Annotated in this window: 20 protein-coding genes and 1 pseudogene; 13 read left to right on the top strand and 8 right to left on the bottom strand. The window is 59.6% G+C overall.

Features of this window, described 5'->3' with window-relative positions:
- Nucleotides 1–35 precede the first annotated feature (35 nt).
- Nucleotides 36–1,589: pseudogene (locus tag IPK32_22845) on the top strand (hypothetical protein).
- A 5-nt stretch (nt 1,590–1,594) separates the two neighbouring features.
- Here IPK32_22845 and glnD read toward each other — a convergent pair.
- The gene (gene glnD, locus IPK32_22840) at nt 1,595–4,378 is read right to left on the bottom strand and encodes a [protein-PII] uridylyltransferase (protein ID MBK8094727.1); all 2,784 of its coding nucleotides are present in this window, start codon (nt 4,376–4,378) and stop codon (nt 1,595–1,597) included.
- An 8-nt stretch (nt 4,379–4,386) separates the two neighbouring features.
- Nucleotides 4,387–4,920: an adenine phosphoribosyltransferase gene (locus tag IPK32_22835; protein MBK8094726.1), complete on the bottom strand. Its 534-nt coding sequence runs from the start codon at nt 4,918–4,920 to the stop codon at nt 4,387–4,389.
- A 109-nt stretch (nt 4,921–5,029) separates the two neighbouring features.
- Here IPK32_22835 and IPK32_22830 point away from each other — a divergent pair, with 109 nt between their 5' ends.
- The 8 genes from IPK32_22830 (at nt 5,030) to IPK32_22795 (ending at nt 14,941) form a co-directional block, all read left to right on the top strand.
- Nucleotides 5,030–5,671, top strand: coding sequence for a hypothetical protein (locus IPK32_22830; protein ID MBK8094725.1), 642 nt, complete (start codon nt 5,030–5,032; stop codon nt 5,669–5,671).
- Between the two features lie 43 nt (nt 5,672–5,714).
- Nucleotides 5,715–6,716, top strand: coding sequence for a M23 family metallopeptidase (locus IPK32_22825; protein ID MBK8094724.1), 1,002 nt, complete (start codon nt 5,715–5,717; stop codon nt 6,714–6,716).
- A 113-nt stretch (nt 6,717–6,829) separates the two neighbouring features.
- Nucleotides 6,830–9,949, top strand: coding sequence for a peptidylprolyl isomerase (locus tag IPK32_22820; protein ID MBK8094723.1), 3,120 nt, complete (start codon nt 6,830–6,832; stop codon nt 9,947–9,949).
- Between the two features lie 43 nt (nt 9,950–9,992).
- The gene (locus IPK32_22815) at nt 9,993–11,609 is read left to right on the top strand and encodes a formate--tetrahydrofolate ligase (protein ID MBK8094722.1); all 1,617 of its coding nucleotides are present in this window, start codon (nt 9,993–9,995) and stop codon (nt 11,607–11,609) included.
- 91 nt (nt 11,610–11,700) lie between these two features.
- Nucleotides 11,701–13,881 (top strand): thioredoxin domain-containing protein, encoded by a 2,181-nt coding sequence (locus tag IPK32_22810; GenBank protein ID MBK8094721.1) that lies wholly within the window; start codon nt 11,701–11,703, stop codon nt 13,879–13,881.
- Nucleotides 13,882–13,928: 47 nt separating this feature from the next.
- Entirely contained in the window at nt 13,929–14,168 is a 240-nt protein-coding gene (locus IPK32_22805; GenBank protein ID MBK8094720.1) for an addiction module protein, read from the top strand.
- 72 nt (nt 14,169–14,240) lie between these two features.
- On the top strand, nt 14,241–14,492 hold the full coding sequence (locus IPK32_22800; GenBank protein ID MBK8094719.1) for a type II toxin-antitoxin system Phd/YefM family antitoxin: 252 nt from the start codon (nt 14,241–14,243) through the stop codon (nt 14,490–14,492).
- Nucleotides 14,489–14,941 carry a type II toxin-antitoxin system VapC family toxin gene (locus IPK32_22795; protein MBK8094718.1) on the top strand — a complete coding sequence of 151 codons (453 nt, stop codon included), beginning with the start codon at nt 14,489–14,491 and terminating at the stop codon, nt 14,939–14,941. The genes IPK32_22800 and IPK32_22795 overlap by 4 nt, the downstream gene beginning before the upstream one ends.
- Before the next feature lie 43 nt (nt 14,942–14,984).
- On the opposite strand, the gene IPK32_22790 is transcribed toward IPK32_22795, so the two are convergent.
- Nucleotides 14,985–15,752 carry a phosphodiester glycosidase family protein gene (locus tag IPK32_22790; protein ID MBK8094717.1) on the bottom strand — a complete coding sequence of 256 codons (768 nt, stop codon included), beginning with the start codon at nt 15,750–15,752 and terminating at the stop codon, nt 14,985–14,987.
- A gap of 80 nt (nt 15,753–15,832) precedes the next feature.
- Here IPK32_22790 and aroC point away from each other — a divergent pair, with 80 nt between their 5' ends.
- Nucleotides 15,833–16,918 carry a chorismate synthase gene (gene aroC, locus IPK32_22785; protein ID MBK8094716.1) on the top strand — a complete coding sequence of 362 codons (1,086 nt, stop codon included), beginning with the start codon at nt 15,833–15,835 and terminating at the stop codon, nt 16,916–16,918.
- A gap of 24 nt (nt 16,919–16,942) precedes the next feature.
- Here aroC and IPK32_22780 read toward each other — a convergent pair whose 3' ends face one another.
- From IPK32_22780 to IPK32_22760, 5 genes are all read right to left on the bottom strand, one after another.
- Complete coding sequence (locus IPK32_22780; GenBank protein MBK8094715.1) at nt 16,943–18,283, bottom strand: DUF1501 domain-containing protein; 1,341 nt, start codon at nt 18,281–18,283, stop codon at nt 16,943–16,945.
- A 204-nt stretch (nt 18,284–18,487) separates the two neighbouring features.
- Nucleotides 18,488–19,138: a c-type cytochrome gene (locus IPK32_22775; protein ID MBK8094714.1), complete on the bottom strand. Its 651-nt coding sequence runs from the start codon at nt 19,136–19,138 to the stop codon at nt 18,488–18,490.
- 18 nt (nt 19,139–19,156) lie between these two features.
- Nucleotides 19,157–19,318, bottom strand: coding sequence for a hypothetical protein (locus tag IPK32_22770; protein ID MBK8094713.1), 162 nt, complete (start codon nt 19,316–19,318; stop codon nt 19,157–19,159).
- A 27-nt stretch (nt 19,319–19,345) separates the two neighbouring features.
- Nucleotides 19,346–21,763: a cytochrome-c oxidase, cbb3-type subunit I gene (gene ccoN / locus IPK32_22765; GenBank protein ID MBK8094712.1), complete on the bottom strand. Its 2,418-nt coding sequence runs from the start codon at nt 21,761–21,763 to the stop codon at nt 19,346–19,348.
- Nucleotides 21,760–21,915 (bottom strand): hypothetical protein, encoded by a 156-nt coding sequence (locus IPK32_22760; GenBank protein ID MBK8094711.1) that lies wholly within the window; start codon nt 21,913–21,915, stop codon nt 21,760–21,762. Before IPK32_22760 ends, ccoN begins: the two co-directional genes overlap by 4 nt.
- A gap of 197 nt (nt 21,916–22,112) precedes the next feature.
- Between IPK32_22760 and IPK32_22755 the strand changes: the two genes are divergently transcribed.
- The 3 genes from IPK32_22755 to IPK32_22745 all read left to right on the top strand — a co-directional run bounded on the left by IPK32_22755 (nt 22,113) and on the right by IPK32_22745 (nt 26,578).
- Nucleotides 22,113–23,300: a hypothetical protein gene (locus IPK32_22755; protein ID MBK8094710.1), complete on the top strand. Its 1,188-nt coding sequence runs from the start codon at nt 22,113–22,115 to the stop codon at nt 23,298–23,300.
- A gap of 79 nt (nt 23,301–23,379) precedes the next feature.
- On the top strand, nt 23,380–24,099 hold the full coding sequence (locus IPK32_22750; GenBank protein ID MBK8094709.1) for a (Fe-S)-binding protein: 720 nt from the start codon (nt 23,380–23,382) through the stop codon (nt 24,097–24,099).
- Nucleotides 24,100–24,463: 364 nt separating this feature from the next.
- Complete coding sequence (locus tag IPK32_22745; GenBank protein MBK8094708.1) at nt 24,464–26,578, top strand: LUD domain-containing protein; 2,115 nt, start codon at nt 24,464–24,466, stop codon at nt 26,576–26,578.
- Nucleotides 26,579–26,594: the final 16 nt, after the last annotated feature.

Genomic DNA, 26,594 nt, shown 5'->3' with positions numbered 1-26,594 from the left:
GACGCTGATGGCGAAATCTAACCTGGAGGTCATTTATGAATAAAATCTCGTCTCGTCGTCACTTTCTGACGGAGGTCGGTCAGAGCACACTCCTTGCCACTATCGGGCCTGCCTTGGCAGCGGAGCTGGGTATCCGCAGTTCACGGGCGGCAGATGTGGTGCCTGCGCTTCACTTTGGCGCACTGGAGTCGCTGGTGTGCTTCATGCAAGAGACGCCAGTGGATAAGCTCCAGCCCGCACTTGCTGGGAAGTTGCGAGACGGCACGCCGCTGAAGCGACTGGTCGCGGCGGGTGTATTGGCGAATGCACGCACCTTTGGCGGGGAGGACTACATCGGCTTTCACACGCTCATGGCGATGTATCCAGCATTCAAAATGGCCGAGCTGATGCCGAGCGCTGAAGCGGCATTGCCGGTCTTCAAGGTTCTTTACCGCAATACGAATCGCATTCAGGAAAACGGTGGGCGTGATGCCGAGGTGCTTCACTCCGTGAGTGCTGCGGGTGATAAGACTTCCCCTGGGCAGCTTCATGCGGCCGTGAAGAATAAGGACGCGGCGACTGCGGAGCGGATTTTTGCAAAACTGATGCAAGAGAGTGAAGATACGGGCCTCAGTGCGCTGCTGGAGTGCGTGGAGGATGATACGGAGGTTCACCGCACGGTGCTGCCTTATCGAGCCTGGGATTTGCTCGATCTTGTGGGTCGTGAGCACGCCACGACGATGCTGCGCATGTCGCTGCGCTATTGCCTGAATGCGGAGAAATATCGCCGACCAGAATGGGAGGAGCATAGCAAGGTGCTGACGCAACTATTGGACGAACACAAGCTCCATGATCGCGCTCCAGGTGCAAAAAAACTGGAGGATGCGGCGCTGGAAAAGCTCTCGATGCTGATTTTCAGCGGTGAGCCGTCTGAGGCGGCTGGAGCGGTCGCGGAGGCACTCGCGGCAGGTTTTGATCCGCATGAAATTGGCGAAGCACTCTCACTGGCGGCGAACCAGCTCGTGCTGCGTGATCACGGGCGCCTGCCGGAGTGGGAGTCACCAGGCAAGCCCTGTGGCAGTGTGCATGGCGACTCGGTCGGCGTGCATGCGAGTGACAGTGTGCATGCGTGGCGGAATCTCAGTAGCGTTAGCCAGGGCAGAAATGTCCATGCCTGTCTGATCCTCTGAGCTTGGCAGATCGCGCGGGATCGTGGTGCACGGAAAGATTTTCTCGATTGGCAGCCAGTCCCGTCCAAGCACCATCTCAATGCTCTAGGCACTTCGGACCCGGCCAAGCTGCTCGCTGCGCTGAATGACGCGATTCGCCATAACATGCAGTCGCAGGCCAGCGCTGCCGTGCAGGCCTATGGAGCGCTGAAGTTACCTGTGCAGCCACTTTTGAACGTGTTGCTCCGCTATGCCGTGAGTGAGGATGGTGCTCTCCACGCTGAAAAATACTTCCAAACCACGCGTGATGAATTTGAGCGAACGCGAGACGCTTTCCGCTGGCGTCACCTCGTGGCGCTGGCTCGCGTCACTGCCAGTGAGTATGGTAGGCCTGCTGCTGGTCAGGCGGAGGCTCGTGAGCTGATGGGGCTGAAGGTGTAAATGTCTTATGCCACCACCGTCATGGCGGCGGCGGATGTCAGTTTAGCGAGATCTTCGACGCGGTCTTTGTCCGTGATTTTACAGCCTTGTTCATCTTGGATGTAGATGGTGTCGATGGCGGCACCTTTTTCGGTGTTGATGCGTGCGTGGGTGACATTCAGACCCAGGCGACCGACGGCCATGAAGATGTCATGCAGCAGGCCGAGTCGGTCGAGCACCTGGACCTCCAAGACGGTTTCGTCGGGTGAAACGTGGTTGTTGACGTAAACACGCTGGGGGATCTCGGCGGTGATTTCGTCGGGTGAGGTGGATTTCTCACGTTTCTCAGCGATTTCGTGGCTGAAATCGAAGTTTTGATCGAGGAAGGCCGCTTTGACAGAGGCCTCCACGCGATTGCGTGCCGCCTTGGTGCTGACGGCGGTGAAATTCGTGCTGCAGACACGGAAGATGTCGAGCACGAGGTGATCGCCACGGCGGAAGAAGTCGGCACTGAGGATGTTGATGCTCTGAGCGGCGAGTGCGCCAGCGACGCGTGCGAGGAGGAGGTGGCGGTCCCAGCCGACGACGGTGAGGTCGCTGTAGCCTTGCTCTGGGTGGTCCTCCCAGTGCATGACGGGGAGTAGCCCTGCTTCGGCCTGCTCTTGTGTGCCGAGCTTGATGAAGAACTCTCGGAACTGGCGCACATGAGTGGCGATGTCGGCTGCCTCGCGGAAGTTGAAGTAGGACGCGGGCATGTGGTGGAAGTGTGCCTCTACTTCGGCATCGAAGCCGGAGCCCAGTTTTTTCAGCACTACAGCACGCACCTCATCGAGCGGGGCATGCAGGCTGCGCATGAAGTCGGCAGGCGCTTTGAGGAACGCTAGCGTATTGTAGTAGAGCTGGCGGATGGCGGCTTCCTTGTAGCCGGTCCAGCTTTTATCGCTAGTGCCCTTGCTGTCAGCGTAGGTCATGATGAGCAGCGTATCGAGATTCTCACGCGTGCGCACGATGGTGCCGAATTCCTCGATGACGGCGGGGTCTTCGAGGCTCTTGGTCGTGGCGGTGCGATACATCAGCAGGTGATTATCCACGAGGAAGAGGAGCATGCGGCGGCGCTCGCCAGTGATCTGGAGGCGGCGGCAGACGGCAGCGGCGAGGGTGGCGCTTTCGTCGCTGTGGGTCTTTTTATTGGCAGCACGGCCTGCGTCATGCAGCAGCAGTGCGATGTAGAGGATGGCGGGCTGCTGGAGGTCGTGAAAGAGCTGTTGGTAGAGCTTTACACCGGGTAGCGTGGGGTCGCTGAGCTCATCGAGCTTGTCGATGGTGCGCAGGGTATGCTCATCAGCAGTATAGAGGTGAAAAAACTCGTGCTGGACGAGATTGGTGAGCGCTCCGAACTCTGGCATCCACTTTCCGAGAAAGCCGACGCGGTGCATCTGGCGGAGCACGCGAGCGACGTCGCCTTTATTGGCTAGGATGGCCTCAAAGGTCTCGCGGTTGACCTTCGCGTAGCGGAATGCCTGGTCGATGAGGCGGAAGTTATCCTGCACGAGCTGGAAGAGGTCTGGGCTGAGGCGCAGGTGACGCTGCTGCGTGTGCAAAAACAGCCGCATGAGCCGTGCAGGGTCTTCTTTGAAGACATTCTTGTCCTCAGCGTAGATGCGTTCATGTTTGCGGATGAAGCCGTCGAACTTTTCGGTCTGCTTTTTGGTTTTGCTGCGTGCGAGGAAGCCCCGCAGGCCGCGGCGGTGCTCTGCGCTCTCCAGTTGCTGGAGGTGAAAGCGGTCCATGATCTCGCTGCTGCGCTGGAGGATGTCACGCGTGGCGGTGTAGTAGTCATGCATCAGCGCCTCGATACGGCGGAGCATCCGCTTATGCCGGTAGCCGAGATTGGTGGCCACTTGGCCCTGGAGGCGCAGGGTGAGGAGGTCACTGGCGCGGCGCTCGCTGTAATGCATCTCATTGCGGACTCGGAGGATGAGTGCGTAGGCGCTCTCGATTTCCTGCCAGCCGGATTTGGAGATGTAGCCGCCTGCGACGAGGTCTTTTGGATTGAGTGTGCCGAGCTTGGCGTAGCTCATCCAGATGAGGTTCTGGTAGTCACGCAGGCCACCGCAGCCGTTTTTGATGTGGGGCTCTTGTACGAAGGGAGTGCTTTCGTACTTCGTGTGGCGTTTGTTCAGGTCATCCTGCCGTAGGCGCAGGAATTCCTCTTCGCGGTCCTTCATGCACTCTTTGTCGAAACCTTTGCGGAACTCTTTGAAGGCCTGATCGTTGCCGGTGAGGAAGCGTGCTTCCATGAGAGCCGTTTTCGTCTCCATGCTTGAGTTGGCCAAATCGTAGCAATCTCCAACGCTACGCACGCCATGGCCGACTTTGAATCCTAGGTCATAAAAGAAGAGTAGGTAATCGCTGATGAGCTTGCTGAGAAAATCCGGCACCTGAGCGCTGTAACCGGGTAGCATGAAGGTGAGATCGACGTCGCTGCCAGGACTCATCACTCGGCGTCCGTAGCCGCCATGGGCGACGACGCTGAGATTGAGCTTTTCCCGCTGTGCGGGCTCTAGTGCGGCCACACATTCGTCCCAGAGGACCCTGACGAGGAAATCGATCACGTCACTGCGCATACGGCAGGTTTCTGCGCCGCTGAATTGTGCACGGTGGCGCTGTTTGATCCGCTGTTCTTTGAGCTTGAGGAAGCGTTTTGCCCGGCGCAGCGTTTCGGCACGCGGGTGGGGCATCTTTTCCTCCTTTGGAAAGAATTTTTCGCCAATGCGCTGGAGGTGCCGCAGGTACTCGCGTTCGGTCATGTGAGTTTTTAATAGGTGATCAAAGAATGCACGGGGCCATATCCGGCCAGTTTTTCACGTCCGTGGAGGAAGCCTAGCTCGATAAAAAAGGTGCTACCGACGATCTGACCGCCGGATTGCTCGATGAGGTGCAGCGCAGCGCCAGCGGTGCCGCCTGTGGCGAGTAGGTCGTCTGCAAGAAGCACGGACTCACCGGGAGCGATGGCATCCTGGTGGATTTCGACGCTGTTGGAGCCGTATTCGAGGCTGTAGTCCACGCCGCGTGTCTTCCATGGCAGTTTACCCTTTTTTCGCACAGGGATGAAGCCAGCATTCAGCCGCTGGGCGATGAGCGAGCCGAAAATGAAGCCGCGGGCGTCGATCCCGACGACTTTATCCACCCTGGTGATGCCTGTGGCGTCGATCATTCCTTCGATGGCCCGAGACATGAGCGCTGGGTCCGCGAGCACGGGGGTAATGTCTTTGAAAAGGATGCCCGGCTGGGGAAAATCTGGCACGTCGCGGATTTTGGCGCGGATGTGATCTAGGGTTTGTGCGTTCATGAAGCGCGGAGGATGGAGCGGCGGGGCGAGGGATCAAGGCGTGGCTTTTGAGTCGAGTGTGTTGCTCTGTTCTTGCCAGCGGCGGCGTCTTCGGGTTTCATGAGCGACCATGAAAATCCTCCTCCGACTGTTTTTGGCCGCTGTGGCGCTGAGTTTGACCGCCTGCGACACGATGCAGAGCTACTTGAAGCCGAAATACACCATCTCCGTGCATGTGACGGGCAGCAGCACGGATCATCCCAGGGAGTTGATCCCCTTTACTTTCCAGGGGCGGCAGCTGCTCTTCAAAAAGGTGCCGGAGTTCTCACAGGGTGCCTTTGCCGGCTTCAAGGCCTTTCCAGCCGACAATGGAGTGGGCAATGGCGTGCTGCTGCGGCTCGATGCACACGGGAGGAATCAACTGGAGACCGCGACCCGTGTGAATCAGGGCGGGCTGATGCTCACCATCGTCAATGGGGTGCCCGTGGACATCATCCAGATCGACCGCCCCGTGGCGGATGGCACCTTCACCATCTGGCAGGGCATTTCGGACGAAACGGTGGAGCAAATGGGCAAGAAATTGCCGAACTACAGCTCCAATAAGAGTGCCTCCAAATGGCAGGAGATGCTGCCTTCCACCACCAAGGAGAAACGTGAGGCGCGGCGTGCCCAGATCGAGGAACAGAAGCGGCTCGATGAAATCGCCCGCCGTGTCGAGCGTGGGGAGGACATCACTCCCGCACCACGCTCGAAGGAAATCCCGCTGGAGTAAGCTTTTTATGAGAAACAGGCTGTTTTTGCTCTCCTTGGCCCTGGTGCCCGCTCTTTGCCTCGCCCAGCTCGGGTTGGTCCTGCCGACTGAAAACATGGCACTGCTGGAAAAGCGGCCAGAAGGCTATTTTCAGTACGTGGACCGCACTTTCGAGGGCGAGAAGTCCACGCCGTGGGAGGGCGGTCAGTTCGGTTTTGTGCGTGATCCGCGCAGGGTCGGGAGCCGGATCCTTTTTGCCCGATTTCACGAGGGGCTGGATGTGAAGCCTGTGAAACGCGATGCAAAAGGCGACCCACTCGATGAAGTCCGCTCCATCGCCGCTGGGCGGGTCGAATACGTCACAGCGGCAGCGAACCAGAGCAACTACGGGCGCTACATCGTCATCCGGCATGATTTTCCCGGCGCAGGGGCTTTTTACTCGCTCTATGCGCATTTGCGCAGTGCCGCCGTGACTGCTGGGCAGGCCGTCCAGGCCGGGCAGGGCATCGGCATCATGGGCTACACGGGCAGCGGGATCGACCAGCGCCGCGCCCATGTGCATGTGGAGCTGAATTTGATGCTGAACAGCGACTTTGATGCCTGGCATGCAGCGCATTACGCCACTCCGAACCACCACGGAGCCTTCAATGGCCTGAACCTGATCGGGGTGGACCTCCAGGCGCTGTTTTTGGCCAATTGGCGTGATCCGGCCCTGACACTGCCCGCCTTCATCCAGAGCACGGAGCCAGCTTTCCGAGTGCAGGTGCCGGCGAGTGCGAAAATGGAGCTATTGCGCCGCCATCCCTGGTTGCTGGGAGATCGGGAACCGCGTGGAAAAGCCTGGGAGATCGCCTTCAGCCGCTGGGGGCTGCCCATCAGCGTGGCAGCGGCAGACCGGGCAGTGGCCGCCCCCGTCCTGAGCTGGGTAAAGGACACCGGCCTGCCCCATTACCACATGACCCGTGGGCTCGTCACCGGGACAGGTGCCCAGGGCACCCTGACAGTGGAAGGGATGCGCTTCGTAAGGCTACTGTCAGGAATCCCGGAAATACCTGCGGTAAAATGACGAACGAAACACAGGCTGGCATTGACTAAGACCCGCCCGATCCGGTATTCTGCCAGCCCTCTAACCTATCGACGACGATGTTTTGTCACTTTAAAAAAATCAACCTCCTCGCGTTGCTCGTACTCCTTTGTGTTTTTGCAGCGCCAGCATCGTCCCAGGCCCAGACGGCTCCGAGTGCCTGTGTAGCTGCCAATACCATCATCGATGCGAGTAGTGTCGAGGTCCGTGTGCGTTGGCAGGATAATTCGAGTGATGAAGACGGGTTTCAGATCGGCTACACAATCGGTTCTGCGGGTGGGGCGGTGCAGGTTCTCACGACTGTGAGTGCTGCTGCGAACGCCACCGAAGTTTCCTTTACTGTGGCGTCCAATGCATTGGGCTCGGGCACACTCATTTACTGGTATGTGCGTGCTTTTAAAGGTACCGCCAACGCTCCCACCTCGACCTCGGCTTGGAGCAATGACTCAGGCTTTGCTTGGCCCAACGCTGCAGCGCCGGTCTTCAATGCGCCGACTTCTCTCAATGCCACATCTCCCTCAGAAGGGATCGTTTCCATCAGTTTCACGGATAATGCCACGAACGAATTTGGATATGAAATCCATGTCCGGAGTGCTGGCGGAAGCACATACACCTACTTATTCGATCTCGATTATAATGACACCACCGCCGCCTTTATTCGGCCACAGAGCCCGATCGATATCATGGTGAGAGGTTTCCGTGTAGTTTCTGGATCGAGGACTTACACCGGCCAAGTGGAGAAGCTCAATTTCGGGTTCGCGGCCTTCAATGCGCCATCGAATCTGACTTTCACGGCACTCGTGCCGGAGCAGGTCGTTCTGAATTGGCAGGACAACTCCGCCATCGAAAGCAATTATCAGGTCGAGTACCGGTTCGTCGGAGACGCCACTTACACCTCATTAGGCTATTTCGCAGCGAATACGACCACTTACACATTGAATGGAGTGCCTCCGGAAGCCATTCAGTTCAGGGTGCGTGCCACTCGAGGTAGTGGTCCAGATTTCTTCTCCGGCTACTCAAATGAGGTCACCGCAACGACATCCCTAGCTCCTCCCACTTCCCTGACGGGGTCATCGCCAGCAGAAGGAATGTTCAACCTATCCTGGACGGACAATTCTGTTTTTGAAGCCAACTACGAGGTTCAATACCGGCTCAAAAATGCTGCCACCTTCCTCACCTATGACTTCTATGCGGCCAATACGACAAGCAAGACCAACTTGCCCATCGAGCCTGGTAATATTTATGAGTTCCGTGTGCGTGCGACGATAGGTGCCCAAGCGGAAACGAGCTCCCTACCCAGCAACATTGTCGAAGTTTCGGTTCCCTTCAATGCACCCACCAACCTCGTCGCGACTCCCGCCAGTGACCGGCAGATCAATTTCACCTGGACGGACAATTCCACGGTTGAAGACGGCTACGCCCTTTACTGCAAGCTGCCCACAGAAAGTGCATCGCAATTCCGCCTCTGTGGTTTTGTAGCTGCAAATGTCACCTCCATTTCCGTGTCCGCAATGGACACAGGGTTCCAGACACCGTTCACTCCGAATACAGCGTATGATTTTGAATTGGCCGCTTATGCTGGCGATACCCTTTCAAATTCACTCGCGGTCACTGCTACGACAAAAGACGGTGTCACCAATGATCTCTCCCCGCCGCTTTTTGTGAATGCGGCCTTCTCACATACCTTTGCCTTAACCACCGGCCAGGGGACGATCAGCTCCACAAGCATCACGGGCACGCTGCCACCTGGCGTGACTTATAATGCGTCGACTCGCACTCTGACTGGCCCGGCAACGGCTAGGGGGAGCTACACTCCCACTCTGAATGTGTCATGGTCCAATGGCTGGACCACCACGTACAAAGTCCATTTGAGACCGATCTATGCCAAAGGACGTCCCATCGTCGCGACGCCGATCGCTGCGCACACTTTGACACTCGGTGGAGCGGGCGGCTCCGTCGTGATCCCGCTCGCGGCGACCTTTGCAGATCCAGATAGTGAATCCGCCATCACCATGACGGTCCCCGGCGCAGACGGCACTCCAGGTGGACGCAGCTTAACCATCATCCTCAATGACAGCGTCACTCCCGACACGGTGAATAACTTCCGCTACTACCTCAATGCGAGCGATGGCTATGTGAACTCGGTGTTTCATCGCCTTTCCAGCGGGTTCGTGCTGCAAGGCGGCTCCTACAAATCTGGAGCCAGCGCGAATGCATTCACCAGCATCCCCAAAGGTGGCTCCTTCTCTATCGGAGTCCCGAACGAGCCCGGCCTCGCCAACATCAAAGGCACGCTCGCCATGGCAAAACTCGGCGGCAATCCCAATAGCGCCACGACCGACTTTTTCTTCAACCTGAACGACAACACCGCCAATCTCGATGCGCAGAATGAGGGCTTCTCCGTCTTTGGACGTGTCGCAGATCCCTCCATCGCGACCATGGACGCTCTCGGTGTGCTGCCGCTGCCTCCAGCCTCTGGCAATCCCCAGGCTCCGAACTACGCCGTCACCGTCAATGGCCAGAACACCTTCTTCACCGAGCTACCACACAATGCTGTCACGTCCCCTGCCAGCATCAATTCCAGCCAGCTCCTCCGCATCAATGGCGTCACCCAAAATGTCCCCGTGCTCGGCAGTCACAGCGCCTCCAGCTCAAACACCAGCATCGTCACCACCAGCATGACGGGCACCGACCTCACCATCACGGGTGTCGCACCTGGCACGGCCACGATCAGCCTCCAGGTCACGGATCTCGATGGCAATCAACTCCTCACGCCCCACACCTTCACCGTCACCGTAAGCAGCACATACAGCACTTGGGCCGCCGCTGAAGGCCTCACTGCGGGCCAAAATGGAACGGCAGATGATCCTGATGCAGATGGGCGCAAAAACCTCCTCGAATACGCCCTCATGAGCGGCCCGCTCGCCTCCAATGGCAGCGCCGAGCCCATCTTGGGCACCAGCAGCGATGCTGGGGCAAACAAAGCCACCCTCACCTTCAAAGTGCGTAAATTTGCCGCTCTGACCTACACGGTGGAAGGCAGCACGGATCTCCTCACCTGGGGCACCGTGTGGACCAGCGCAGATGGTTTCACTGACGACAATGTGACCGCCGCCGTGGACAATGCCGATCACACACTCCTCACCGTCCGTGACTCTGCTGCCTACTCCAGCACGCAGCACCGCTTTCTGCGGCTGAAAGTCACCTCGCCGTGATTCCTTGTTGCGCTCGCGTTTTGCCGTCCATCATGGGCGCACCATGCTTCCAGACATCTCGCACGTCGCCACCGAACTCGGCATCTCACCAGACCACCTCAGCTTTTACGGTCATGATAAGGCCAAAGTCAGTCTGGATGCCCTGAAGGCCAAAAAATCGCCTGGGCGGCTCATCCTTGTCTCCGCCATCACCCCGACGCCAGCGGGCGAGGGCAAAACCACCGTCTCCATCGGCCTTGCGCAGGGTTTGAAGCAAATCGGGCAAAAAGTCGCCCTCGCCCTGCGCCAGCCATCCATGGGCCCCGTCTTCGGACGCAAAGGCGGAGCCACTGGCGGCGGCAAAAGCACCGTACAGCCCGCGCAGTCCATCAATCTGCATTTCAACGGCGACTTCCACGCCATCACCAGTGCGAACAACCTCCTCTCCGCCGTCATCGACAACCAGCTGTTCAATGGAGAATCACGCCTGCGGCCCGAAGGTGTACTCTGGAAGCGTGTCATGGACATGAATGACCGTGCCCTGCGCCACCTCCGCACCAGCACTGGCAAGCCCACCGAGCGCAGCACCGGCTTTGACATCACCGCCGCCTCGGAGGTCATGGCCATCCTCTGCCTCAGCGAAAACATGGCCGATCTGCGTGCACGACTCGACCGCATCGTCACCGGTTTCACGCCAGAGGGCGAGCCCGTCTTTGCCAAAGAATGCCGCGTCACCGGAGCGCTCATGGCCCTGCTCAAAGACGCCCTCCAGCCCAATCTGGTGCAGAGCATCGAAGGCGTCCCCGCCTTCCTCCACGGCGGCCCCTTTGCCAATATCGCCCACGGCTGCAACAGCGTCCTCGCCACCCGCATGGCACTCGCCCACGCCGACTTCGCCGTCACCGAGGCCGGCTTCGCCTTCGACCTCGGCGGAGAGAAATTCATGCACATCAAGTGCCGCCAGAGTGGCCTCGCACCTGCCGCCATCGTCATCGTCGCCACCGTGCGTGCTCTGAAAATGCACGGCGGAGCCGCCCTCGATCAGCTCACGCAGACAGACACCGCAGCGCTCGCTCGCGGACTCGAAAACCTCGCCGCACACCTCGATAGCGCTGCGAAATTCCAGCGCCCAGTTATCGTCGCCATCAATCAATTCACCAACGACCACCCCGAGGAGATCGCCCTCGTTCACGACTTCTGCCGCAGCCGTGGTGTGCCCTGTGCCACAGCGAATGTCTTTGGCGAAGGCGGCGCAGGTGCCGTGCAACTCGCCGAAACCGTCCTCGCCGCGCTCCCGGTGCAGTCAGCGCCCCTTCCCATGCTCTACCAGGACAGCGACAGCGTCGAGGCGAAGCTCCACGCCATCGCCACACAGATCTACGGCGCAGACGGCGTCCAGCTCACCGACGAGGCAAAAAACAAGCTCGCCCTCTTCGCCCGAAGCGGCTTTGACCGGCTCCCCATCTGCATGGCCAAGACCCAGGACAGCCTCAGCGACGACGCGAAAAAACGCGGCCGCCCCCATGGCTTCACCATCACCGTCCGCGACTTCGAGATCGCCAATGGAGCCGGTTTCCTCGTCGCCCTCACCGGCACCATGATGCGCATGCCCGCCCTACCGAAGATCCCCTCTGCCGAGCGCATCCAGGTCGATGAAAGCGGCACCATCACTGGCATCTGAGCCCGTCCTTTTGCTCCCTCACCGCGCCCGCATCCTGCAAAGCCCCGCCTTGCAACTCTGCCATGCGTAGCGACGTTTCGCTCCCTCCCCCATGAGCGAAAAAACCGTCACCACGCCCCAGCACACCAACGCCCTCGCCCAGGAGCGCTCACCCTACCTGCTCCAGCACGCTCACAATCCCGTGAACTGGCTCCCCTGGGGGGCAGAGGCCATCCAGCTCGCCCGCCAGCAGGACAAGCCCATCTTCCTCTCCTCCGGCTACTCCACCTGCCACTGGTGCCACGTCATGGAGCGTGAGTCCTTCGAAAACGAAGACACCGCCAAGCTCCTCAACGAAAACTTCATCTCCATCAAAGTCGATCGCGAAGAGCGGCCCGACGTCGATCTCACCTACATGACCTATGTCCAAGCCGCCAGCGGCAGCGGCGGCTGGCCCATGAGCGTCTTCCTCACCCCCGAGCTAAAGCCCTTCTACGGCGGCACCTACTACCCACCGGAAAACACCCCCGGCCGCATCGGCTTCAAAAACCTCCTCACCGAGCTCGCCAAAATCTGGAAGGAAGACCGCAAAGGCATCGAAGAACGAGCCACCCGCTCCGTGGACAAGCTCCAAGAGCATCTCGACAACGAAAACAAAGAAGTCACCGGCCTCGATCCCAGCGCCATCCTTCAAAAAGCCTACGACGACCTCAGCAGCAGCTTCGATTACCATGAAGGCGGTTTCGGCAGCGCCCCGAAATTCCCCCGCCCCACCTCGCTCAATCTCCTCATGCGCATCCACCGCGCCTTCGCCTGCCGCAAAGACAGCGAGCGCGATCACGAAAGCGACTGGGCCATGGAAATGACCGCCAAAACCCTCCGCGGCATGGCCAATGGCGGCATGCGTGACCACATCGGCGGCGGCTTCCACCGATACAGCGTCGATGCCTACTGGCACATCCCGCACTACGAAAAAATGCTCTACGACCAGGCCCAGCTCCTCACCGCCTACACCGAGGCCTGGAAGCTCACCCAGCGCAATCCCCTCTTCGAAAGTATCGCCCGCAGCACCATCGACTACCTCCAGCGCGATCTCCGCCATGAGAGCGGCGGCTTCTACTCCGCCGAAGACGCCGACAGCCTCGCCAGCGCCGAATCCGACCACAAAACCGAAGGCGCCTTCTACGTCTGGAAAGCCACCGAAATCGACGAACTCCTCGGCAAAGAAAACGGCAGCCTCTTCCGCTACGCCTACGGAGCCCGCCGCGACGGCAACGCCCGTCCAGAAAGTGATCCCCACGGCGAGCTCAAAGGCCTCAACACCCTCTACCGCGCCGTCTCCATCAAAAAAACCGCCGAATACTTCAATAAGACCCCCGAAGAGGTCCGTGCCATCATCGACGAAGCCATCCTCAAGCTCGCCACCGCCCGCAATCAGCGCCCACGCCCCCACCGCGTCGAAAAAGTCATCGCCTCCTGGAACGGACTCCTCATCTCCGGCCTCGCCCGCACCGGTGCCGCATTTGATGACCCCAAAATCATCCAACTCGCCACCCAGGCCGCCCAGTTCATCCACGATCAGCTCTGCACCACCCCAGGCAAAAACCTCCATCGCTCCTGGTGCAGCGGCCAGCGTGGCCCCACCGCCTTCGCCATCGACTACGCCTGCCTCATCCACGGCCTACTCGACCTCTATGAGGCCACCTTTGACGTGAAATGGCTCCAGTGGGCCGTCTCCCTCCAGACCGAGATGGACGCCCAGTTCCTCGACACGAAAAACGGCGGCTACTACAGCGTCCACACCGACATGGCCCACAGCGTCCTGCGCATCAAAGAAGACTACGACGGCGCAGAGCCCTCCCCCAACTCCCTCGCCGCCCTCAACCTCGTCCGCCTCAGCGCCATGCTCGCCAAAGACAGCTACCGTGCGCAGGCAGAGAAGCTCTTCGCCCTTTTCGGCTCCACACTCGAAAAAAGCCCCTCCGCCGTCCCCGTCATGGCCATGGCCTTCGAGCTCCTCCATCGCGGCAAAACGCAAATCGTCCTCGCTGGCGACAAAACCGCCCCCGAGCTCCAAAAACTCGCCAAACACCTCCACAGCCAATTTTTGCCCCACGCCGTCCTCCTGCACGCCGACGGCGGCGAAGCCCAAAAATGGCTCTCCGAGCACAACGAAGCCCTCTCCGGCATGAAACCCCTCAACGGCCACCCCGCCGCCTACCTCTGCCAAAACTTCACCTGCCAAGCCCCTGTCACGACCGTGGAGGAGCTGGAGAAGCTGCTGAGCAAGTAGCTTGCTCAAATATTGACGCTCACACACCCAGCCATTCATCTCGCTCCATGATTGCCACCGTTGATACACTCTACTCGGATGCACTCGCCCTATCGGACGAATCGAGACTGCAATTGGTCGAGCGCCTCATTCCGACCATCGCGAGCGAAGCTTCGCTAGATGAAGAACAGTTCGCCGAAGTGAAGGGGCGGATGGAAGACATCCGTGCAGGTCGCGTCAAAACAATTCCTGGTGAGCAGGTGTTCTTGGAAGTTGCCCAGTCATTAGCAGCACGCCGCAGCGCATGACTGCCGACGTCGTCGTTTTGCCATATCCCACCGCTGGACATTGTGACAAAACTTTGTGATACTCTGCCCAGCATGAAAACGGCCACCATTCGCGACCTTCGCTATGACTTTGCCCGCATTGAAGCTTTGCTTCGGGGAGGCGAGGAAATTCAGATCACCAAACACAACAAACCTGTCGCTACCTTGTCGAGGTCCAAGCCCGCGACAAAGCAGCGTCCGCCCTTGCCGGATTTCAGAGCACGGGCGAAGCGAATCTGGGGTGACCGAGTGTTTAGCGCAGCCGAGGTGGAGGAGATGAGAGCTTTTGAAACTGGGGAGCCATGAACGACTACCCAGACACCAGCTTTCTCTGCTCAATTTATCGCGTTCAAGAACACTCTGAGGCGGCTTGGGCTTATCGAAATACCCTGACCGAACCCATCCGCGTCTCCAAGCTCCTGGAGTTTGAGTTTCGGCAGGCGATCCGGCTGCAGGTGTGGCTGCACAGTCAGGACAAGAAAAAGGGCTACAGCCAGAAAGAGGCAGACCAGATGTTGGCGGATTGGGAGTCGGACATCGCGGCGGGGCATGTGGAGATCGTGCCGACGGAGGAGGACGCGGTTCTGCGCATGGCGGAGCACCTTTCAGAGAAGCACACGGGGCTGACTGGCAACCGCACGCTCGACATCCTGCACCTCGCGACGGCAAAGCACCTTTCCGCGAAGAACTTCCTGACCTTTGATGCCCGTCAAAAGGCGCTGGCGAAGGCTGCGGGACTCAAAACACCGCTTTGAAGAATGGAGATGAAAGCCTTTCGGCCTCCCTCATGCGGGGAGCTCACTTCGTCGCCGCTTGGCTGACGTAGAACATGGCGGCGAAGGTGTTCGGCGTGAGCTTGGCGTCGGCGGGTGGGTCGATGAGCATGTTGGAGATGTCGCCGTCGAGGTAGAGGACGTCTTCACAGCCGAGGTGGAGGTAGAAGCGGCTGAATTGGTGAAAGGTGACGGTGCCACGCTGGGCGTCGTCCCGGTCACTCATGGCAAAGATGATTTGCTGGTCTTTTTTGCGCACTCCGACGGCGTTGCGCAGTCGGCGGTTGGGTGAGTTGAGGTTGAAGGCGGGGTGAATGATGCCGCCTCGGAGCATGAGCGGGCCACTTTGAGTCGCTAATCGCGGCTGGAGGCCGCTGCGGGCGAATTCTGCCGCTTCCATGACACCAGGGCCTTTTTCGTCATCGAGGAAGAAGACGCCGTTGGGCTTGAGGTAGAAGTTTCCCTCCCCAGGTCGCACATTGAGCGGTACGAGCTGTTTGCCGCTGCAAATGGTGAGGCCGCAAGGTTTCGGCCCACGCCCGAAAATGCCCGCATTGGTCGCGAAGACGATTTTTTGGCCTTGGGCGGCTAAATCACGGCGCAGGCCGTTGAAGTCGCCGAGGGGCCGTCCATCGGCCCCGAGCCAGGCGAGCTGCAAATGGGCCCAATCAGCCTTTTCGAGCCGGTAGAGGTGGTATTTCGCCCCTTCATACTCCACGACCTCTGCCCCATGTAGGTGGGAGGTGAGTGCGGCGCAGCCAAAGGCGGCGAGGAACCAGCGCGGGAGGGGCATGTGATCATTTCAGCCTACTTTGCGGCGAAGGACAACTTTGAACTTTGCAGTGCGCACTTTGGACCCATAGATGATGGCCTATGGCGAGCAACTACGGCACTCTTTTCCGCATCAGCACCTGGGGCGAATCACACGGTCCAGGGATCGGCGTGGTCGTGGATGGCTGCCCGCCGAGCATCCCGCTTTCTGTCGAGGACATCCAGCATGAGCTGAATCGCCGTAAGCCGGGCCAGAGCAAGATCACCACGCCGCGCAAAGAGGATGATGTGGCGGAAATCCAGTCCGGTGTGCTGGATGGAAAGACGCTGGGCACGCCGATCGGCATTTTTGTGCGCAATACGGATCAGCGCCCCTCCGCCTACACGGAGATGCAGCAGTCTTACCGCCCGAGTCACGCGGACTACACCTACGATGCGAAGTACGGCATCCGTGCCGTCAGTGGCGGTGGCAGATCGAGTGCGCGGGAGACGATCGGCCGCGTGGCGGCGGGTGCCATCGCGCGGAAGGTGCTGCAGCACTCGCTGGGCGGTTACGAGTGCCTAGCGTATGTCAAAACGGTGCAAAACATCCACGCCGATGTTCCTCCGCCTTCGGCCCTTTGCTCTTCACTCATCGAGTCGAACATCGTCCGCACCTGTGATCCCGTCGCAGCGGAGAAAATGATCGAGCTGATCGAAAAAGTCCGCAGTGAGGGCAACAGCGTGGGCGGTGTGATCGAGTGTGTGGTGCGCGGCGTGCCTGCGGGGCTGGGCGAACCGGCTTTTGACCGCCTGGAGGCCGATTTGGCGAAGGCGATGCTCAGTCTGCCGGCGACGAAGGGTTTTGAGATCGGGAGTGGCTTCGCAGGCACCACCATGACGGGCCTGGAGCACAATGATGAGTTTTACATGGATGGCAAAACCGTGCGTACCCGCACGAACCGCAGCGGCGGCGTGCAGGGCGGCATCAGCAACGGGGAGGACATCGTCTTCCGCGTGGCCTTCAAGCCGACGGCCACCGTGCTCCGCGAGCAAAAGACGGTGACGAATACCGGCGAAGACACGACACTCTCCGCACGCGGTCGCCATGACCCCTGCGTGCTGCCGCGTGCCGTGCCGATGGTGGAGGCGATGGTGCACCTCGTCGTAGCGGATCACTTCCTGCGGCAGCGGGCGATGCGTGGATGATCGGCACAGTGAGCCGCTGCTGATTTATGCCAGCAGGTCCTTCAGCACCTCGCCGCCGTTGACGATGTCGATGGGGCGGACGTTTTCGACGACGATGCGCTTGGAGGCATTGATGCCGAGGAGGCGGTACATGGTGCGGGCGAGGTCTTCGGGGCCGACGGGGTTTTCATCGGGCTCAGCACCGAGGGCGTCGGACTTGCCATAGACGAAGCCTTTTTTCACGCCACCGCCAGCCATGGCGACGGAGAAGACGCGTGGGTAGTGATCGCGGCCATTGGTGCTGTTGATCTTCGGTGTGCGACCGAATTCACTGCTGACGAGGACGAGGGTGGTGCTGAGCATGCCACGCTCGTCGAGATCGCGGATGAGGCGGGCAAAGGCCTGGTCAAACTGCACGGCTTGGCTTTCGAAGGCACCTTTGATGTTCGAGTGGTGATCCCAGCTGCCGTAGTTCACGCTGACCATGCGTGTGCCAGCCTCTACGAGGCGGCGGGCGAGGAGGAAGCGCTGACCGGCGGCGTTGCGGCCGTATTCGTCACGCAGTTTATCGGGCTCGGCTTTGAGATTGAAGGCCTCGCGTGCTTGGCTGCTGCTGATGAGGCTGTAGGCGGCGTTGTAGAATTCATCCATCGCGTTGACTGCATCGGACTTCTCCACGGAGCGGAAGTGATCGTCCACGCTCTGGAGGAGGCTGCGGCGGCGGTTGAAGCGCTTTTCGTCGATGTCCTTCGGCGTGGCGAGGTCACGCACGGTGAAATTTGCATCGGCGGGATCGCTACCGAGGGCAAAGGGGCCGAAGGCGCTGCTCATGTAGCCGCTGCCCTGCTCGGGGGCGAAGACACTGGGGATGACGACGTAGGGCGGGAGGTTATTCCGGCTGCCCTGCTCATGGCTGATGATGGAGCCAAAGCTGGGGAACTTGATCGCGGGGCTGGGGCGGTAGCCGGTGAACATGTTGTGCGTGCCACGCTCATGCGCGGCCTCACCGTGCGTCATGGAGCGGATCATGGTGATCTTATCCAGGATCTTGGCGATGTTGGCGAACTTCTCACCGACGTACTCACCTGTGACGCCTTTGATAGGTGCAAAGGGGCCGCGATATTCCGGTGCAGCGAAGGGTTTTGGGTCCCAGGATTCATGCTGTGCCATGCCACCGGGCAGATAGATGTGGATGACGGAGGTGGCGATGGGCTTGTAGCTTTCCACGGAAGGCATTTCGAGCTTCTGCGCTGCCTGGAGCTGTAGGAGCTGGGGCAGTGTGATGCCGAGCCCGGCCATGGCACCGACTTGGAGGAAATCGCGGCGGCGCTGCGTGGTCGCGAAGGGGTTCTGGTGCTCACCAGAGCAGAGGGAGTGCATTTTCATGACGTGAGTGAGGTGGGGGTTATGACAAATCTACGATGCAATAGTGCTGTCTTCATGCGCTGGGCAGCAATCCGCCAATTCACGACCAATGAATCGCAATTGCGGCCTCTTCAGGCGGGTTTGCGCACTGGTGATGCTGCCAGACATGGAACTCCTGCGATCAGCGGCAAAATCAGCGGCCAGGAGGCCTCTCACATCGAGAATCTACTTCGCCGCAGCGGGTGCAGCAGGCGCTGTGCCTGCTGGTGCTGGGGTGGCGGAGGCACCCGCTTTCAGGGGTGAATCAGCGGCGAGCGTGGTGGGCTTGTCTTTGTCGTGCTTGCTCAAAATGAAGGCGACGACTTCGATCACGCGTTTGATGCCGAGCTGGGGCTCCCACGGTGGCATGCCCTTGGTGAGGTCTGGGGCACCTTTGCGTACGATGCTGAGGAGCTGTGTGGGCTTGGAGCCGTGCTTCCACTCCGTATCGTTGAGTGGTAGGCCGGGCAGCTTGGCGCCGGCGATGTGGGCGCTCATATCCGGCGCATGGCAGGCGATGCAGGTGGTGTCATAGGTGGCCTTTCCGCTAGCGATGATGGCGGGGTCTTTGGACATGGCCCAGAGCTTGTCATCGTCGATGGCACCGAGTTCCTTGTCCCGAGCGGCCATGACGACGGCGAGGTCTTTTTCGACCGATTCGATGTCGCTGTCGCCGATGCCAAACTGGTAGTAGGACAACCATGCGAATACGAAGAACACCATGGTGATGTACCAGGTGAAGAGCCACCAGTTCGGCAATTTCTGGTCGTACTCCTGGATGCCGTCATAGACGTGTTCGCGGAGCTGTGGGCCGGAGGAGGGATGAGAGTCAGGCATGGCGTGTGGTGGTAGTTTTTAGAAGTCTTTATCGAGCGGGAGGCGTGCGAGACGCTCCGTAGGCTCGCGACGCAGGGTGATGGCGCGGATGACAAAGGAGATGAAGACAGCGGCGGTGACACCGAAGGCGACAAAGGGCACCCAGTCGGCCCAGTTTTCGTAAATGACGCGGTTATACATGATGGAGGGCTATTTGGTGTCGGTCTTTTAGCGTTCAGCGGTGGTGACGGCTTTTTTAGCGGCACGGACTTTGTCAGGATTCACCGGAGTGATGGGGAAGGGGATGCCAGCGGGACCTTGGAGCTTCTCCTCGATCTTCGGTGTCTCGAATTCACCGAGCTTTTGTAGGTAGGCGGTCAGAGCGACGATCTGCGTATCAGGCCGGGCCACTTTGCCTTGGGTTTTGAGCTCTTCGGTGATTTTGATCGCTTGCTCGATAGCTTGGATCTTGATCTCGTCAGAGTTCATCGCGGGGTAGGGCACTCCGAGGGAGCTTAGGACGGCGATTTTCTTCGGCAGGGACTTCTGGTCGAATTTCTCCTCAAACAAATGTGGGTAGGCGGGCATATTGGACCCGGCGGAGGTGCTGCGTGGATCCTTCATGTGATCGAAGTGCCAGGAGTGCGGATATTTGTCACCTGAGGTCGGGCTGGTCTGGCCGATGCGGGCGAGATCAGGGCCCGTGCGCTTGCTACCCCACTGATAGGGATGGTCGTAGATGCTCTCACCGAGGCGGCTGTAGTCACCGTAGCGCAGTACATCTGGCAGCATGGTGCGGATCATCTGTGAGTGGCAGTTGTAGCAGCCTTCACTGACGTAAAGATCACGCCCAGCGAGCTCTAGTGGCGTGTAGATCTTCTGGATGCGGTCTTCCATGTTCTTTGCGCGGTTTACCGCGACGGTGGGGATGATCTGGATGAGTCCACCCATCGCTACCGCGACGAAGACGAGCACTGTGAAGGGCAGCCAGTTGTGCAGGATGCTCTCATGCCAGTTGTTCCAGTTGGCGCTGTTGCGGCGGAAGCGTTGCACGGCCAGCACGGCAAAGATACAGGCGCAGATGAGTGCCATGATGTCAGCTCCAGGGGGCAGGAAGAGCCACGCCATCACCAGGAGGAATCCGCCGAACATGCAAGCGATGGGGTCATTCAAGAAGGCACCGAGCACGCCCATGGTATCGCGGCTTTCGCGTGCTGGGACGGTGACTTCGCGGGATTCCTCCACGGCTTTGCCGGAGCGGGCAGTGATGATGAGATTCACCGCCATAAGGATGAAGCCCACGAGGAAGAGCGCACCACCGATGATGCGGAAGCCCATCATCGCACGGATTGAGGTCAGCGTTTCGATGAAGTTCGGATAGACCAGCGCAGTGCCCTCTGGATTCGTGGCATTGAGCATGAGGCCCTGCATGATGCCGGAGACCCACATAGAGGCCACATAGATGAGGATGCCGATCGTGCCGATCCAGAAGTGGAAATTCGCCCAGGCGGTGGAGTGCAGCTTTGTGCCGTAGAGTTTCGGCGTCAGCCAGTAGAAGAGACCCGCAGCCATGAAGCCATTCCAGCCCAGAGCACCGCTATGCACGTGGCCGATCGTCCAGTCAGAGTAATGCGAGAGTGCATTCACCGCGCGGATGGAGAGCAGCGGCCCCTCAAAGGTGGACATGCCGTAGAAGGTGACCGCCGCGATGAAGAACTTCACCACCGGATCGGTGCGCAGCTTATCCCAGGCTCCACGGAGCGTCAGCAGGCCATTGAGCATGCCCCCCCAGCTCGGAGCCCACAGCATCAGGCTGAAGAACATGCCCAGATACTGCAACCACAGCGGCAGTGACGTATTGAGCAGATGATGAGGTCCCGCCCAGATGTAGATGAAGACCAGCGACCAGAAATGCACGATCGATAGACGATAGGAGTACACGGGCCGCTCCACCGCCTTTGGCAGGAAGTAGTACATGATACCCAGGATCGGGGTGGTCAGGAAGAAGGCGACCGCATTGTGCCCATACCACCACTGCACCAGGCCATTCTGCACGCCAGAGAAGATCGTGTAGCTATGTGTGAGCCCCGTCGGGATGGACAGGTGATTGACGATGTAGAGCATCGCCACTGTCACGATGGTGGAAATGTAGAACCACAGCGCCACATAGAGAGAGGGCTCATTCCGCCGTGCCAGCGTCCAGAAGAAGTTCACCGCGAAAACGACCCAAATCAGCGCCACCGCGATATTGATCGGCCAGATCAGCTCAGCGTACTCCTGCCCACGCGTGAGGCCCAGCGGCAGCGTGATGGCTGCACTCACGATGATGGCCTGCCAGCCCCAAAAATGCACCGCAGAGAGCACATCCGAAGCCATGCGTGCCTTGCACAGACGCTGCGTGGAGTAGTAAATGCCCGCGAACATCATATTTCCCACGAAGGCGAAGATCACCGCATTCGTGTGCAGCGGGCGCAGGCGGCCAAAGCTCAACCAGGAGGCCAGATTCAGCTCGTGGAAGTTGAGTTGCAGTGCGATGAAAACGCCCGCAAGCATGCCGACGACGCCCCAAAGGACGGAGGCCCACATGAATTGACGGACGACCTTATCGTTAAATGTGATCGTGGTTTTGGCGGTGGTGGTGGTCATGAGTTGGTTTTGGAAAGGGTTTCTGGCTCCACGGCGGTCGGATTATCTGACTCCAGTGGCAGCAGCGACATCTGCTCGATGGAGCGGCCTGGACGCTGGCAGCGCTCTGCGAAAAACAGAGCGGCGAAGAGCACTGCAAAGCAGAGGCTCATAAAAATTGTGACAGCGAAGACTTCCATTCGAGCCGGAACCAAGCACTCCGACCACCCAGTCGCTCTCCAGTGTTTGTTCATCAGTGCACGGTTCTTGGGGTGGTGGCGCTTTTTGAGCCTTTTTCCCATTGTGACAAAACCGTCACATGGAATCAGAGGCTTCGGTGCCATTTTTGTAACAAATGCGGGTGCCTATCATGTCGATCCGCACCTCCTTCCTCATCCTTCTTAGTCTCCTCGCAGTTGCACCCGCCTGCCTCGCTGGCTCCAGCGGCAGCCTGAGTGAGGCACTCGCTCCCTCTGCTCCCACCACCCTCGGTGATCAGCTAGAAAACCTCGGTCGCATCTACCAGAACAAGGAAAATCCCATCATGCAGGAGTTTTGGCTCCTGGGTCGCTACCACGGCCAGCAGCACTGGAGCGACAGCAGCAACGGCCAGTATGAAGAAGCCTTTGAGAGCCGCCGCCTGCGCCTCGGCTTCCAGGGAAAATTCTTCAACAAGCTCACCCTGCACGCCCAGGCCGTCAGCGGCACCGATTTGGAGCCCTTTTACAACGGTTTCACCGAGCTGTGGGCGCAATGGTCCTTCGCAGAGGCGCTGAACCTCACTATCGGCCAGCAGAAGCACCGCTTCACCCATGACCGCAATGTCTCCAGTCGCTACATCAACTACCTCGAGCGATCCATGCTCACCAACATGTTCGCTCTGGACTACACACCCGCTGTCACCCTCAGCGGCAAGATCGGTGCCTTCAGCTACTACACAGGCATCTTCAGCAATGCCACGGGGCCGAGCATGGGAAACAGCTTCACCAAGTTCAACTCCGGCTGGAGCTACCTCGCCTCTGCCACCTGGGATTTCGGCAAAAAATTCGGCACCGATGCCGCCGCGCTGAACCTCGGCTACCTCTACAGTGATCTCGACCCGCAGGCCACAAACATGAACCGCTTCACCAATGGCCTCAACGCCGCACTCATCCTCACCGATGGCCCTTTTGCCCTCGTCACAGAGGCCACCGCAGGCCTCGGAGGTGCCCGTGGCAGCGTGGGCGGCATCAATCTCCAGCCTAGCGTCTTTTTGACCGATAAACTCCAGCTCGTCGCTCGCTACCAATTCGCCAAAGCGGACGATCCACGCGGCATTCGTGCCCAGCGCCGCTACGAGCGCTTTGTCGGCCTCAACAATGGAGACCGCTATCATGCCGCCTACGTGGGCCTGAACTACCACATCGCCAAGCACCGCATCAAGCTCATGAGCGGCATCGAGTACACAAAGCTCGATAAAGTGGACTGCTGGACGGGCTCTGTGGCCTTCCGCTTCTTCTTTGGCCCGCACTCCAAGGGGCCCTTCCCCATGGCGCAGACGCTCGATGGTATCTGGTGAGATGCCCGCTCAGGCCCGGCATAAAAAAATCCGACCTGCGGTTGATCGCGTATGAATCAGGAATCAGGTTTCCAGATTCATGCGCATCACCCTTTTCATCCCGTGCTTCGTCGATCTCATCAGCCCACAGGCCGGGATCAGCATCGTGAACATTCTCGAAGGTCTCGGACATGAGATCGACTACCCGGAAGAGCTCGGCTGCTGCGGACAGCCACCCTTCAATGCGGGATATTGGGATGAGGCCCGCGAGGCCGCACGCCCCGTGCTGAAGCGCCTCCGCGACAGCGAAGCCATCGTCATCGCCTCCGGTTCCTGCGGTGCCATGCTCAAAGTCTTCTACAAAGAGCTTTTCCACGGCCAGCCGGAGGAAGCCGAGGCCGCCGCGCTTTCCGCGAAGTGCTGGGAATTCACCGACTTCCTCGTGAACAAGCTCGGCGTCACCGATCTCGGTGCGAAGTTCCCGCACAAAGTCACCTACCACGACGGCTGCCACGGCCTGCGTGAGTTGAACCTCAAAAAGCCTGCCCGCCAGCTCCTCCAAAAAGTGCGCGGCCTCCAACTCGTCGAAATGAAGGAAGCGGAGACCTGCTGCGGCTTTGGCGGCACCTTCTCCACGAAATTCCCCATGATCTCCACCGCCATGGGCGAGGTCAAATGTGCCTCCGCCCGCGACACCACCGCCGACTACCTCGTTTCCGGTGATTCCAGCTGCCTCATGCACCTCCAAGGCCTCCTCACCGCGCAAAAACAGCCGCTGAAGACCATTCACATCGCGGAGGTTTTGACCTCGAAAGCATGAAACCACGGATGCGGTTTGGATTTTGGGGGGGGCGGGGGAACCGCCGGTTTTTTTTTTTTTTTTTTTTTTTTCTTTCTTTTTTTTTTTTTCCTTCTTCCCTCCCTTGGGGGCGGGGCTTCTGCTGGAACCCGCGGAGGGCCGGGGGGGGAGGGGAGGACAGGGAGGAAAGGGGGGGGGGGGGGGGGGGGCCTTGTTTTTCTCCATTCATCCGTTTCTTATCCGTCTCGATCCGTCTTTGTTCTTCTATTTTACTCTGGCTCGCAACTGATCCTGTGAGTTCGGGGGTAAAGACGGTCCGTCGCCTAATTGCTCAACATCCGTTTTTTATCCGTCTCCATCTGTCCCATCCGTGGTTCCTCTGAAAATGTCCGCCAAATCCACCTTCCTCCACGAAGCCACCCGCCTCACGAACGACCTCGTGCACCGCGAGCGCATCCACACCGGCATGTGGAAGTATTATGATGCCCGCACTCGCTCACAGGGCTTTTTCCAGGACTGGCAGCAGGCCCGCATTCTGGCCTCGCAGACGAAAAAAGGGGCCATCAGCGCTCTGCACGAGCATTTGGTCGAGTTTGAGCAAAAAGCCACCGCACGCGGCACCGTCGTGCATTGGGCCAAAGACAGCGAGGAGGCCCGGAAGATCATTTTCAGCATCCTGGAGCGCCGCGAGGTGAAACGCATCATCAAGAGCAAGGTGATGACCTCCGAGGAAATCCACCTCAACGACCATTTGGAGAAAGCTGGCTACCACGTGCTCGAAAACGACCTCGGCGAGTTCATCCAGCAGCTCCGCAACGAGCCTCCGTATCACTTTGTGGCCCCATGCATGCACCTCAGCATGCAGGAGATCAGCGATCTCTTTGAGGAGAAGCTCAAAACGGCACCCACCGACGATCCCGAGGAGCTCACGATGATCGCGCGGCGATTCCTGCGGCAAACTTACCTCACCGCCGATGCTGGCATCACCGGGGCGAATTTCCTCATCGCCGAGACCGGCATGATCTCCATCACCGAAAACGAAGGCAACGCACGCCTCACCGGCGCTTTGCCGAAGACGATGATCTCGCTCGTCGGCATTGAAAAAGTGCTGCCGAAGATGGCTGACCTCGCGCTCTTCCTTCCCATGCTCGCCACCGCAGGCACCGGGCAGCCCATCACCTGCTACAACACCGCCTACGCCGGTCCGCGACAGCCCGGCGAGATCGATGGACCCGAGGAATGGCACATCGTCCTGCTCGACAACCACCGCACCGCCCTCCTCGCCGATCCCGAGCAGCGCGATGCCCTGCACTGCATCCGCTGCGGCGCTTGTCTGAATGTGTGCCCCATCTTCAAAAACATCGGCGGCATCAGCTACGGCACCACCTATCAAGGCCCCATCGGCAGCGTCATCACGCCGCATTTGCGCGGCTTGCAGGATTGGAAGCATCTCAGCGGCTCCTCCAGCCTCTGCGGAGCCTGCACCGCCACCTGCCCCGTCAAAATCGACCTCCATCACCACCTCCTGCAAAACCGCCGCAACGCCGTTCAAGAGCGCCCCGATCCGCTCGAAGGCCTGGTGTGGCGTTTGTTCGCCAAAAGCATCAACAAGCCCGTCGTGTATCAAATCGGCACCAAGCTCGCGAAACTCGCGCAGCCCTTCCACCGCCTCATTTCCGCCACGCCGCTCGATCCCATGCGTGCCTGGACGAAAACCCGCACCGCCCCTGCGATGGCCCCGCAGAGCTTCAAAGACTGGTGGAAAGCTCGCGGCATTCCCAGCACACACACGGCATCCATCGAGCCAATACGTCCTATAAGTCCTATCGGCCCCATCCTACCTATCCGACCTCTCTCCGCACCCACCACCTCCCGCGAGCTCATCCTCGCCCGCATCGAAGAAGCCCTCTCCGACACCCATCCGCAGCCCTTCGAAGCCACACCGGCACAAAAACGCGCCGTCCTGCCCGCCGTCACCGATTTGATCCCCCAATTCGCCGCCACCGCCGAATTCCTCCGCGCTGAATTCCACGCCTGCGCCGATGAAGCCGCCGCGAAGGCCAAACTCGCCGAACTCGCCGCGAAACACGGCTGGAAAAAGATCGCCACGCATCGCGGCACGCTCACGCAGGCCGTTTTGCCCGCACTGCCCACGCTCGATGCCACCGATGGCTACGACCGCTTCGAGCTCGAAGCCTGCGATGCCGGCATCACCGAATGTGATGCCCTCGTTGCCCAAACCGGCAGCGTTTTCCTCACCGCTCGCAGCGGCGGCGGCCGCGCCCTCAGCGTGCTGCCGGAGCATCACGTCGTCCTCGCCCGCCGCGATCAGCTTCTGCCCGATCTCCCCGCTGGTTACGAGCTCATCCAGCAGCGCTACGGCGCCGCCTGGCCCAGCCTCACCACCCTCATCACCGGCCCCAGCCGCACCGGCGACATCGAGCGCATCATCATCCTCGGCGCCCACGGCCCGAAGAAGCTCACGATCATTCTTTGGTGAGCCGGGCAAGACGAAG

It is taken from the genome of Verrucomicrobiaceae bacterium (genome assembly GCA_016713035.1).
In the GTDB taxonomy this organism is placed as follows: Bacteria; Verrucomicrobiota; Verrucomicrobiia; order Verrucomicrobiales; family Verrucomicrobiaceae; genus Prosthecobacter.
The sequence above is the reverse complement of the archived record's forward strand: the minus strand, read 5'-3'. Positions and strand labels throughout refer to the sequence as shown.

Bases quoted from the DNA above. Each gene is read 5' to 3' on its own strand.
- IPK32_22750 (MBK8094709.1), top strand. From the start codon at position 23,380: ATGCGCATCACCCTTTTCATCCCGTGCTTCGTCGATCTCATCAGCCCA.
- IPK32_22755 (MBK8094710.1), top strand. From the start codon at position 22,113: ATGTCGATCCGCACCTCCTTCCTCATCCTTCTTAGTCTCCTCGCAGTT.
- IPK32_22760 (MBK8094711.1), bottom strand. From the start codon at position 21,915: ATGAGCCTCTGCTTTGCAGTGCTCTTCGCCGCTCTGTTTTTCGCAGAG.
- ccoN (MBK8094712.1), bottom strand. From the start codon at position 21,763: ATGACCACCACCACCGCCAAAACCACGATCACATTTAACGATAAGGTC.
- IPK32_22805 (MBK8094720.1), top strand. From the start codon at position 13,929: ATGATTGCCACCGTTGATACACTCTACTCGGATGCACTCGCCCTATCG.
- IPK32_22800 (MBK8094719.1), top strand. From the start codon at position 14,241: ATGAAAACGGCCACCATTCGCGACCTTCGCTATGACTTTGCCCGCATT.
- aroC (MBK8094716.1), top strand. From the start codon at position 15,833: ATGGCGAGCAACTACGGCACTCTTTTCCGCATCAGCACCTGGGGCGAA.
- IPK32_22795 (MBK8094718.1), top strand. From the start codon at position 14,489: ATGAACGACTACCCAGACACCAGCTTTCTCTGCTCAATTTATCGCGTT.
- IPK32_22770 (MBK8094713.1), bottom strand. From the start codon at position 19,318: ATGTATAACCGCGTCATTTACGAAAACTGGGCCGACTGGGTGCCCTTT.
- IPK32_22815 (MBK8094722.1), top strand. From the start codon at position 9,993: ATGCTTCCAGACATCTCGCACGTCGCCACCGAACTCGGCATCTCACCA.
- IPK32_22835 (MBK8094726.1), bottom strand. From the start codon at position 4,920: ATGAACGCACAAACCCTAGATCACATCCGCGCCAAAATCCGCGACGTG.
- IPK32_22810 (MBK8094721.1), top strand. From the start codon at position 11,701: ATGAGCGAAAAAACCGTCACCACGCCCCAGCACACCAACGCCCTCGCC.
- IPK32_22780 (MBK8094715.1), bottom strand. From the start codon at position 18,283: ATGAAAATGCACTCCCTCTGCTCTGGTGAGCACCAGAACCCCTTCGCG.
- IPK32_22830 (MBK8094725.1), top strand. From the start codon at position 5,030: ATGAAAATCCTCCTCCGACTGTTTTTGGCCGCTGTGGCGCTGAGTTTG.
- glnD (MBK8094727.1), bottom strand. From the start codon at position 4,378: ATGACCGAACGCGAGTACCTGCGGCACCTCCAGCGCATTGGCGAAAAA.
- IPK32_22790 (MBK8094717.1), bottom strand. From the start codon at position 15,752: ATGCCCCTCCCGCGCTGGTTCCTCGCCGCCTTTGGCTGCGCCGCACTC.
- IPK32_22745 (MBK8094708.1), top strand. From the start codon at position 24,464: ATGTCCGCCAAATCCACCTTCCTCCACGAAGCCACCCGCCTCACGAAC.
- IPK32_22775 (MBK8094714.1), bottom strand. From the start codon at position 19,138: ATGCCTGACTCTCATCCCTCCTCCGGCCCACAGCTCCGCGAACACGTC.